Below are 9,867 nucleotides of genomic sequence, written 5' to 3'. Positions count from 1 at the left end.
TCGGCAGGGGTGGCACCAGCGGCGCGCGCGTCGTCTGCGGCCTTCTCAATGCTGGAATCAAAGCGGGTATTTTCCAGAAAGGTCATGAGGGCGTCCGCGATGGCAAAGCCACGCGCAAGATGCTCCAGCCTCCTCAGGGGGAGGCTCTTGGCGCTGACGTCGGGGACATATTGGGCGAGTGCGTGAGACATGGGACAGGCTCCACGACCGGGCGGGCCGGTCATTCTTCGATAGTCAGAAGGACATGAAGACGCCGCGCCCCGAGGCGCGGCGCGTGCGGCCTAGAGCACGGCCCCCCATTGTGCGGCGCGGACGTTTTCGGTGAGGCTGCGGCCCGTGTCCTTGACGTAAGGCTTCCAGTCTTCGCCGAACAATTCGCGGTAGGCGTCACATGCGCCGGTTGCCATGACCGCGAGCGCGTAAGCCTTCGGGGCCTGCTGCGCTGCGAAACGGACTGCCCGATCTACGCGGTTTTCTCCGCCGTCTACGCCCATGCGGTCCTCATCGCGGCTCTCGTTGCTGAAAGAGTTTTTTTCGTCAAAGGCAATCTGTCGCTTGTTCTCATAAAAGTTGGCGGCCCCATAGGCAGAGCGGATCATGCCGTCCACGATGCGGCCAAGGTGCATTTCCATGGCCTTGAAATTGCGCTCGCCCCGAAAATCAGTGACGACAAGAATGTCCTCAAGGAGCGCGTACTGGTCGCGGATCATGCTGAGACCGGCCCCCAGCAAGTCGTCATAGTCGCCAGCGTCATAGCCGAAATGCTGAACGATTGCGGCAATCTTATCGTCGTTCGGGGCAAGGCGGAGCACGTCGGCAAGCGTAGGGGAGGAAATGGCCTTTGTGCGCTCGCGGGCTTCATTGAAGCGACGGACAGAGGCGGGGCTGGCCTTCGGTGCGGCCTTGCGGTCTGCGGAGTTCTGGGCGATTGTGTTCGTTGCGTCGGACATGAAACTTGCCTTTCTAGTCTAGCGAAGTCCCGTTCGGTGCTCCAACACCGTTCGGGGCGCTTTGTCTTGAGGGCCAATCCCTCTCGACAAGTAAAAGATAGCCTTTTCAGCCTTCCATGACAAGAGAAAAAGCGCAGAAAACCGCCATAAAACGCGCTTTATTTTTGCATGACAAGTAAAAAGATTGCTTGATTACTTTATGAATACCTGTCGTTTTCCTAGACCCATCCTGCCCGTGCGGCGAGCACACTGACGGCGACGAGAGTGGAAGGGAGGTGGCGTTTTCCTGAGCCCATCCTGCCACCGGCCAAGACGGGCGACGGGACAGGCCGTCAAGCCCGGAGCGTCCTGAGCAAGGGGGGCAGGCTTGCGGCTGATGCGGGGTCGCGTGCGGCCCTGCAGCAGCCGCGGGCCTGACACCTGCCGCCGAGGGTCGCGCAGTGGCTTTACGGACTGGCACGGCGACTGTCAGACTGAACGCTGGATGCGAGGCCGCCTCCCTGTAACGTGCCTCCCCGGGCGGTCCGCAGGACTGGCCGGGGAGGTTGAGAAGCCGTCGCACGAACAGATCCCCCAGACCAGGACCGTTCGTTCAGGGAAAAGAACGCGGGTGAACCGTTACCCGGAAGGGCCGAGACGCAGGGGCCAGACGCCCGACCGAGGGCGGCTGGATCCTGTGGCTCGGTCGAACTTGGCGACGCAGGAGCCTAGTGAGATAGGGTGAACGCCCCCTTCAGGGCCGCCCCGATCCTGCTTTTCTTCTGCCCTTCAAACCACCCACGGATCAGTATCGAAAAGATGGAAAAGACTGGCCTTTCCCTCCTTGCTCGCCTTCCTTTTCAAAACCCTGCGTTCCTGACGGGCCTTGCGCCTTTTCTTCTCCTCAGCCTTCCAGCAATCCCGCAGGACAGCACGCAGTTCGGGACACTGTGCGCCGATCTGACCATAAGCCTGACGCCGGAAGCGGGCCACTCCGCCGAAACGGTCGATGCCTGTCAGCAGGGTGCTCCTTCCGATCCCCGGATAGAAGATCACGCCGAGGCCATCCTGCGCATCGTGTGTTGAGGGCAGCCGAAGGAAAAGGGTGGCGAAGCCATCTGAGGTCTGAACCCATCCGGGCGCTGGCCCTGCCAGTTGCCGCAATGGCATCAGGTCAAGGTCCGGACAGTTCTCAGCTATGGCCGCCGAGAGAGGCTGAGACCTGTGCCAGAAGCTAGCGCTACAGCCCGCCCAGTCTCTCGAAGGATCCGTTGGAAACAGGATTGAGAAAACGGTGATGAGTTCTGCCTCATAGACAAGCTGGCCGCCCTGCCATTTGGCGAAGCTCGGATCATCGAAGCAGTCGAAATATTCCATCCCCCGGATACTGACGTCGGGATACTCGTCTGACAGTCCGTCTCCATGATGAAGGAAGGGCGTGCCGATGCCGTTTTCGAGGGTCATCACCAGTGTGGTGTCGTCTTCCCATGTCATCTGATCCGCTGCGCAGGTCCGGTAAGCGCGCTCTTCGGCGATCTGGCGCAGACGATCCTGCGGCCCGGTGAGCGTGAAGACTGTTGTGACGGAAGTAGCCACGGAAAACATCCTTTTCTCTTTTCAGATGCTTTCCCGCAGGCGCAGACGGCTGGACGGGACAATGGCGCGCCCTCCAGGGCGCGGGCCGCGTGCGGCCGAACCATTGTGGCGGCCGGACGGCCTGTGGCTGACCCTGTCTCTCTCCTGTCCCACGCTCTACTCTTCACGTCCCGACCCGCCCCGGCTTCTCTCGTGCCGGCTTGCTGCGCGGTTGTCAGAAGGCGCGCAGATGCTGGCCACCCCACGGCCCGCTCTCACATCGCGCGATGACAGAGTGCAGGGATCCATTGTCATGACCCGGGATAGCCCATGCACCATCGCATTTCCAAGTCAGCCCGTTCTGGCTGTCATCCCCACGACGAGCTTCGGCTGATCGTCTGCCTGCTTTTTGAAGATGGAACCGTCTTTGTCGGACAGAGCCTTGTCCGCACGTTGCAAACCTACCTCAAGCGCACGGGGACCCTTTTCCGCTCCGTAGGATCGTTTCAGCGTTACGACCTGCACGCCTTCACGATCGGGGATGCGCCCCCGAATGATATGGTTTTTCTCTGGGCCTACCACCTGTCCCGACACGGCGTGCGCCTTCGGACCCTGAGCGACCCCGAGGCCATCGTTGATCCGCTTGCGCCGCTGGCGTTACAGAAGCGCGAATGGAGCAGTTACAGCGCCCGTACCCGGAAAGTGCTGTTCCCTGCCGTCCTGAAGCAGGCTCTCGCTTTGCGGGGAGAATGGCGCGGCACCCGTATTGTTGCCTATTGCTGCATCCTGTCTCAGGGCGCATTCGTCCTTGGCAGTACACCTCTTCTCGATGAGGAATCTTTCAGACTGGACGACTGGCTTCCCGGGGTTGGAACCCATCATCTGTGGAGCCACGTTTATGAGGCGGAGGTCAACAGTCAGGCGGCATATCAGGAGGCGGAGACCGCTTTGGGCCTCTGGCGTGAAACACTCGAAAACATGGGCGGCCGGGAGACGTGGTACCGTGAGCACATGTTTTATACCGGCTTTCCGGAAACGGGAGAGCTTCACCTTCCAGATACCGAACTGCTTCTGTCCCTGCCACCCTCTCTGCTGGCGGGGATCTCATTCTGCCTTGAGCACTGGCCCATGGGTCTCAAAGACACACGACTGCCGCTCGACAACCAGTCTGCACCCCTCGTCTTCCCAGGATTCCTCAAGTGCGAAAACGAGAACCCGAGTGACTGGGAGAGTGTGGCCCGCTCCCAGCAGGATACTCTGGAAATCATACAGACATATGTCGAGGATATGGGGGCGATGTTTGAAGGAACACTCGCCAGACAAAAGGCGCTTCATGACCAGATGAAGGTGTTATCCAGAACTGTTCTCGAGGCCACAGCGCTGATGGTCAAGCTCCACGCGGCCTCCCGCCCTGATGATATCTGATCAGCCACCCCGCACGAAGAAATTGACCTCCCCCAGCCACGCGCTATTCGAAAAGCGTGGCGAGGAGACGTTTTCAGGCGCGCGTGTTGGGCCTCTCTCCTTTTGAGAGGTTATACCCGACTTCCTCCTGTCTCACGCGCATCCCGCTCCTTTTGCCTCTCACTGCCTCCAAGAGCAGCATCTGCCTGAAGATAAAGGGCCTCAATCACACACAGCCCCTCTTCTCTCCGGTTTTCTGTAAAAAGCCTGTCTGCGACGTCGGCCAGAAGCTTCATAGGGGAAGTCTCAGACGGGGCGGCATGGGCTGCGGGCGGGAGCGGGAGAGGCATCATGGCAGAGTGTTCCGAAGATTAAGGTTACGGGATGTCATGGGTGACCGGCCGGGCATGGGCTGATATCCCTGAACCGGCTGCGCAACGGTGCGGCGAATGGCGAGCAGATCATCAAAATAGGTGATCGCGTGCCGCACCAGGTCAGGATCAAACGCGCCACCCGCCTGCTCCTGAAGACAGGCTTTCACCTGCCGCGGAGACCGCCCTGTTTTATAGGCCCGGGCGGAGAGCAAGGCGTCGATCACGTCGGCGAGGCCGATGATGCGGGCGGCCAGGGGAATGGCCTGACCCTTCATTCCGAACGGATAGCCGTCACCGTCATAGCGTTCGTGATGCAGAAGCACGGCCTCATAAACGAGGGTCGGGATATCGGCTGACAGATGAAACAGCGCTCCGAGACCAAGCGACGGATGCTGTCGCATCACCAGCATCTGACGGGCGTTAAACCGACCCGGATAATTCAGGAGACTGTCGGGCAGGAGCAGTTTGCCTGCATCGTGCAATCGGCCCGCCAGTTTAAGCGCGCTCGACGATAATCCGCTCCCCGTCAGATGGCCGAGCAGGCCGGCGAGGCGCCCGACCCTCTGGCCATGTCCGTCATCCCCTTTGGCAACCTGTGCCAGAAAAGAAGCAAGAGGCGGCCCCTGCCGCCGATAGGACGCAGGCAGTTTCACCACTTCTTTCAGGAGTGTCTGCAGTTCAGGCATCTTTCCTCTACCGGTTGTGTAAGATCACTCTAGGCGCGGCCAATGTGAGTCCGGTTATCCCGGATGGATCAGACCGCGGGCGAGGCCGCCAAGAGCCAGAGCGACGCAGGTGAAGAGGAACTTGATCCCGGTCGCGCGGCGCGGCCCACGTCCGGACAGGATCCCGGCCGTCCTTTCGGCGAGTTTCACAAGACCCAGGGTGACGCAGGCCAGAAGCATCCATTGCCAGAGCGACAGCGTGACGACCGGCTGGCCCAGTCCGGACAGATGCCATTCCCCCTGCCCTGCAAACTGGTCCAGACCGAGAAATCCATCCGCCGCATTCGTCAGAAGAAACAGACTGACCCCAGCCAGACACCTGGCGCCACAGACCCGACGCGGCACCGTCCCAACAGCGCGAGCCGGTCCCAGAGTGGAGATGTAACGGACACTGGTGACGCACGTTGGGGTCCAGTCCGTAAACAACGGTGCGGGCACGATCAGAACCCATCCGGCAAAAGTCTGGAGAGAGAAAGCAGGCAGAGCACCAGACCAAGACTGGCAAAGACCACTCCGCGCCTCCGCTCAAGCCCGTAGTCGCGTCCATCCTCACCGATCTCGGGAACACCCGGTCCCATCATGGTTGCAACGCAGCCACCGAACATAAAAACGGGTCCCATGACAGCGCCAAGCCGGGGAACCACGAAGGCAAACAGAAGCAGGCCCACACTTGGCCAGCAGACCAGAATCTCTCCTGCGGCTTCGGCGATGCGGCGGCGCGGTGGGGCATCTTGCATCAGGTCACATTCCCAGGGCACGGCGGTAGATCTGCAAAAGGGTTTCCTGAGCCTCGACCTCTGCGGGCTCCTGCTTGCGCAGCCGGATAATCGTGCGGATGACCTTGACGTCGAACCCGGCCGACTTGGCTTCGGCAAAGATGTCCTTGATGTCACCACTCAGCGCCTTGCGCTCTTCTTCCAGGCGCTCGACCCGCTCGATGATGGACCGCAGCCGGTCGGCGGCGATGCCGCCAGCGATGACACCCTGATCGTCCTGAGCGTCGTCAGGAAAAGAAACGCGTTGCAACATGGGTCAACCTTTCAGGGATCGGGGGAGAGGCAGATGGGTGAGAGGGGGCGGGGCAGATCGCGATGCCCGTCTGCCAGGGCTTCAAGCCAACGGGACTCTCTCACTGGAAGATGCCCGTGACTTGAGATCAGACGGCGAAGGGCTGTCCGATGCTCCCCCAGACGTTCGGCCAGCACGCGCTCGGACCAGCCGATCGTGATCAGGGCACTGGCCATCGCATAACCATTCAGCGGAGGTCGGTTGCCCACGGGAGGCACAGCCCGGGCCAGAGGGTGGCTCAGTCGACGATGCAACATCCCAAGAGCTGCAAGCCACCTGAGGAAGTCCGGATCAGGGATGCTATGCCCCGATTGCCAGCGCAGGATCCGGTCCTTTGAAAAGCCGGATCGGCGGGACGCCTGACGCACGCCCCAGCCGATAACGGAGAGCTCGCCTGCGATGGACAGCGCCGCGCGCCTGTGCCCTGGACGAACGGACCGTGAATCCACATGTCCTGCCCTCGGTTGCCCACAGTGCTGTCCACTGGTTTGGGGGATAACCCGCAAACGCAACGCCTCAGCCATGCCGGGCGATATCAGTAAAGGTCCGGTCCTGTGCACCCTGGCGAATGTGTTTGGCCATATGCGGCGAGACAATCCGGTAACGGTTGGGTCGGCGCGGATCCAGTCGCTCCTCGATCAGCCCCGCCCGCTCCAGGGCCGAAAGGGAATCCCGCACCTCACCGACGGAGAGGCCGAGCCATGTCGCGATTTCGCTGGCGGTTTCATGTTCGGTCAGGGACGCAAAGACCAGATCCTCGATCGGCGAGGTCTTCACGGTTCGTGTTGCCGGCATCCAGGGCACCCGGGCATAAACACTGTGACCCAGGGCGGCGATTTCGCCAGCCTGTGCAAGCGTCGTTAAAGCCATGGGCAGGGCCCCGGCCTGCTCGGGCGTCAGGTTCGCGCGGAGTTCAAGGACATTATACGGCCCCCGGTTGAGGCAGGTCCGGACGTGCTGGAGCACGGACTGATAGACCTCACGCTGTGTCTCGGCCTTGAGCTTGCGGAAGATCCGCGCCTTGGGTTGATGACCGCCAAATTTCACTGTGCTGCCCCGCCGTCTGTGACCGTCGGGACATTCTGCCGGAGACTGTTGTGAGTGCAGTCACGCGACGTCACCATTGGCCTGCCGCCTTCATGCAGTCATAGGCGTTCCGGAGATTGAACAGGCCGACAGCCACCCAGACCGGAACGAAGACGAGGACATGCCAGCGCGGCATGAAGGCTTTCGTCTTCCACACGCGCATGACGTCCATCACAAGAACGGAGATGGCCAGAGAGAAAAGGATCGCCTGCGCAAGCATTGTCCAGACCATCCGGACGTCCAGCGGGAAAAAGAGCCAGCCGAACCCGAGGAACATGGTCGCCGAAAGAACCATGCTGCCAAGCATCCAAGAGGAAGACAGTGGGAGAGAAAGTGTTGATTCGGGCAAATCTGGCTGCCCAAGAGAAAGAGAGTGCTCGGTCATACCCGGCAGTATGACGACAGCGTTTGTGAGTGCAGTTCAGCGAAGGGACCGGATGAGGTTGAAACGACAGACCCTACTGGCAGGCCTCAGACCTCCAGTCCGAGACCTGACGCTTTGTAACGCTGTGTTGGAAGAAGCCGCACCACCGCATTTCCCTCAGCATCCGAAAGTTACAGCAAGTTTCGGACAACAAAGCCACAGACGCCGTAATGGCACTGCCGGTTCCAAATCCCAAAGCCATGCTGGCCAACCGGCGCTATGACAGCGACAGCTTCCGCCTCACCTCTGCCGTTCAACGATCTGTCACGCTTTCCCGATAGCGGACATTACCGGTTTCCCTTGACGTAAGGTCCGGAAGTGTCCAGCGGTGGCGGCATGGATACCATCAGCCTCCTTGCTCTACTCCTGACCCTCTCGGCAGGCTTCAGCCTTCTCAACCATCACACACTGCGTATTCCTGTCACGATTGGTGTTCTGATTTTCTCGTTGCTGACGTCGCTTGTGGTCATGATCCTGAACCTGTTGCTTCCGGCCTGCGACCTTCAGGCTTTTCCACGATCAGTGCTTGGAGCCATCAATCTCCCTGCGGCCCTTCTGAATGGTGCATTGTCGCTCCTGCTGTTTGCCGGGGCCATGCAGGTCAATGTCGGACATCTGAGGGCAAAGCTGATGTCTGTGGCAACCCTCTCCATTCTGGGAACCATTCTGGCTGTAGCGTTTCTTGCGGTCGCCGCGTGGTCCGTTTTTCCTCTGCTGGGACACGCGGTTCCCTTTACATGGTGCATTGTGCTCGGTGCCATTCTCGCACCTACGGACCCGGTTTCAGTCGTGGGAATGCTAAAACGTCTGGGTCTGCCGGGACCGCTTCAGGCTGTTTTTGCAGGTGAAAGCCTGTTCAACGATGGCGTGGGTGTTGTCATTTTCGGTGTCACGATCGGGCTGGCAACCGGAGGAAGTCACGCAGTGACTGCCTCCGGGATTGCGCTGAGTTTCTGCCGGGAGGCAATCGGTGGTGGTCTGTTGGGCGCACTGACCGGGTGGATGGCTTTGCGGGTGCTCAAGGGACAGCGGGATCCGCATATTGACCTGCTGACATCGCTGGCCCTGGCCACTGGAACCTTCAGCATCGCCAACCAGCTCGGAATGTCCGGAGCGATTGCCGTCGTGGTGGCCGGTCTCTGCCTTGGGACAGGCTATAGCCATTCCATTCTCGATGAAGTGTCTCGCAAGGACCTCGATGTTGCATGGACCCTCATTGACGAGGTGCTGAACGTCCTGTTGTTCATGCTTATCGGCTTTGAAATCCTTGAGATTAAGCCGCATTTGTTTGCAGTTCTGGCAACACTTGCCATTATCCCGCTGTCCATTGCCGTGCGGGCCTTGAGCGTGTTCTTTTCAACGCTCCCGGCCCATCTCAAGCAATGGGAACGGGGCCGCGTCCTGGGTATCCTGACATGGGGAGGCCTGCGTGGCGGCATCTCGGTCTCTCTGGCGCTTGGACTGCCAGCCGGAGACTTACGCGAATTGCTGTTGCCGGTTTGTTACGGCGTGGTGGTATTCACGATTATCGCACAAGGACTCACGATGGAATGGGTCGTCCGGAGACTGTTCCCCACCACCCGACTCTCAAGCTTAGATCGGTAACTTCTCCTCAGAGGCAGCTTCCTGTTTCGCAGGCATGGGCTTGAGTCGTGCGGCGGGTTTGTCCATTGTTTCCAGAAATCTGTCGGCCAAGGCGGTATAAAGAGGTTGAGGGCAGACAATCCGGGAGACACCAAACGCGAGAAAGGCTGTTGCCAGAAGTGCAAGCGTCACCTGCTGGTTATCGCAGATTTCCATGACGATAATCGTTGCTGTTAACGGCGATTGAGCAACACCACAGAAATAGGCGACCGTCCCCAACAGCACGACGGCACCGGGGGTCGTATGCGGAAGAAACTGTTCGATCCATCCGCCGATGCCCGCTCCGATTGCAAGAGAGGGTGCGAACATTCCACCTGGAATTCCCGAGCAGTACGAGACCAGCATTGAGAGATACTTCAGGATAAAGAACGAGGCAGGGTAGTGGTCGGTCCCTGCGAAAATTGCCTGAGCCTGCACATAGCCCGTCCCGTAAGTGTTCCCTCTGGAGATCAGGCCGATCACGGCGGTCAGCAGGCCACACAGTGCCGAGAACATGATCGGGCGCTGCTTGGCCAGTCGGCCGACAGAACCAGGTAAGCCTCTGGACGCCCTGATGACGAGTGCGGCAAAGCTTCCCCCAGCTAGCCCCCCGACAATGCCGCAGACGAGAACGGCGATCCACGCTGTCCCAACAGGGA

The 9,867-nt window shown here is 60.1% G+C and carries 14 protein-coding genes; 3 read left to right on the top strand and 11 right to left on the bottom strand.

The annotated features are described in order from the left end of the window. From ABF859_RS15000 to ABF859_RS14990, 3 genes are all read right to left on the bottom strand, one after another. A partial coding sequence (locus tag ABF859_RS15000) for a hypothetical protein (protein WP_415528444.1) occupies window positions 1-191 on the bottom strand: 191 nt, incomplete at its 3' end. Between the two features lie 90 nt (window positions 192-281). After that, window positions 282-950, bottom strand: a complete 669-nt coding sequence (locus ABF859_RS14995; RefSeq protein WP_415528443.1) for a hypothetical protein — start codon at window positions 948-950, stop codon at window positions 282-284. A 768-nt stretch (window positions 951-1,718) separates the two neighbouring features. Next, window positions 1,719-2,534 (bottom strand): hypothetical protein, encoded by an 816-nt coding sequence (locus ABF859_RS14990; protein WP_415528442.1) that lies wholly within the window; start codon window positions 2,532-2,534, stop codon window positions 1,719-1,721. A 52-nt stretch (window positions 2,535-2,586) separates the two neighbouring features. Here ABF859_RS14990 and ABF859_RS14985 point away from each other — a divergent pair, with 52 nt between their 5' ends. Together ABF859_RS14985 and ABF859_RS14980 are read left to right on the top strand one after the other, a co-directional pair. Then, window positions 2,587-2,898: a hypothetical protein gene (locus ABF859_RS14985; RefSeq protein ID WP_346004352.1), complete on the top strand. Its 312-nt coding sequence runs from the start codon at window positions 2,587-2,589 to the stop codon at window positions 2,896-2,898. Further along, window positions 2,835-3,929 (top strand): hypothetical protein, encoded by a 1,095-nt coding sequence (locus ABF859_RS14980; RefSeq protein WP_415528441.1) that lies wholly within the window; start codon window positions 2,835-2,837, stop codon window positions 3,927-3,929. Before ABF859_RS14985 ends, ABF859_RS14980 begins: the two co-directional genes overlap by 64 nt. A gap of 328 nt (window positions 3,930-4,257) precedes the next feature. On the opposite strand, the gene ABF859_RS14975 is transcribed toward ABF859_RS14980, so the two are convergent. The 7 genes from ABF859_RS14975 to ABF859_RS14945 form a co-directional block, all read right to left on the bottom strand. Further along, window positions 4,258-4,968 carry an HD-GYP domain-containing protein gene (locus ABF859_RS14975; protein WP_415528440.1) on the bottom strand — a complete coding sequence of 237 codons (711 nt, stop codon included), beginning with the start codon at window positions 4,966-4,968 and terminating at the stop codon, window positions 4,258-4,260. Between the two features lie 54 nt (window positions 4,969-5,022). Continuing rightward, window positions 5,023-5,445 carry a hypothetical protein gene (locus ABF859_RS14970; RefSeq protein WP_415528439.1) on the bottom strand — a complete coding sequence of 141 codons (423 nt, stop codon included), beginning with the start codon at window positions 5,443-5,445 and terminating at the stop codon, window positions 5,023-5,025. A 2-nt stretch (window positions 5,446-5,447) separates the two neighbouring features. Then, entirely contained in the window at window positions 5,448-5,744 is a 297-nt protein-coding gene (locus tag ABF859_RS14965; RefSeq protein WP_346004344.1) for a hypothetical protein, read from the bottom strand. A 4-nt stretch (window positions 5,745-5,748) separates the two neighbouring features. Further along, window positions 5,749-6,036 carry a DUF2312 domain-containing protein gene (locus tag ABF859_RS14960; RefSeq protein ID WP_148621333.1) on the bottom strand — a complete coding sequence of 96 codons (288 nt, stop codon included), beginning with the start codon at window positions 6,034-6,036 and terminating at the stop codon, window positions 5,749-5,751. Window positions 6,037-6,047: 11 nt separating this feature from the next. Next, complete coding sequence (locus ABF859_RS14955) at window positions 6,048-6,524, bottom strand: hypothetical protein (protein ID WP_062446965.1); 477 nt, start codon at window positions 6,522-6,524, stop codon at window positions 6,048-6,050. Window positions 6,525-6,591: 67 nt separating this feature from the next. Further along, window positions 6,592-7,122, bottom strand: a complete 531-nt coding sequence (locus tag ABF859_RS14950; RefSeq protein ID WP_202208538.1) for a hypothetical protein — start codon at window positions 7,120-7,122, stop codon at window positions 6,592-6,594. A gap of 70 nt (window positions 7,123-7,192) precedes the next feature. Continuing rightward, on the bottom strand, window positions 7,193-7,456 hold the full coding sequence (locus tag ABF859_RS14945; RefSeq protein WP_415528438.1) for a hypothetical protein: 264 nt from the start codon (window positions 7,454-7,456) through the stop codon (window positions 7,193-7,195). A 465-nt stretch (window positions 7,457-7,921) separates the two neighbouring features. Between ABF859_RS14945 and ABF859_RS14940 the strand changes: the two genes are divergently transcribed. Continuing rightward, window positions 7,922-9,190, top strand: coding sequence for a cation:proton antiporter (locus tag ABF859_RS14940; RefSeq protein WP_415528437.1), 1,269 nt, complete (start codon window positions 7,922-7,924; stop codon window positions 9,188-9,190). On the opposite strand, the gene ABF859_RS14935 is transcribed toward ABF859_RS14940, so the two are convergent. Then, on the bottom strand, window positions 9,179-9,867 hold a 689-nt coding region (locus ABF859_RS14935; RefSeq protein WP_415528436.1), incomplete at its 5' end, for a chloride channel protein. The two genes, ABF859_RS14940 and ABF859_RS14935, sit on opposite strands and share 12 nt — an antisense overlap.

This window comes from Gluconobacter sp., from assembly GCF_047722525.1.
In the GTDB taxonomy this organism is placed as follows: Bacteria; Pseudomonadota; Alphaproteobacteria; order Acetobacterales; family Acetobacteraceae; genus Gluconobacter.
The sequence above is the reverse complement of the archived record's forward strand: the minus strand, read 5'-3'. Positions and strand labels throughout refer to the sequence as shown.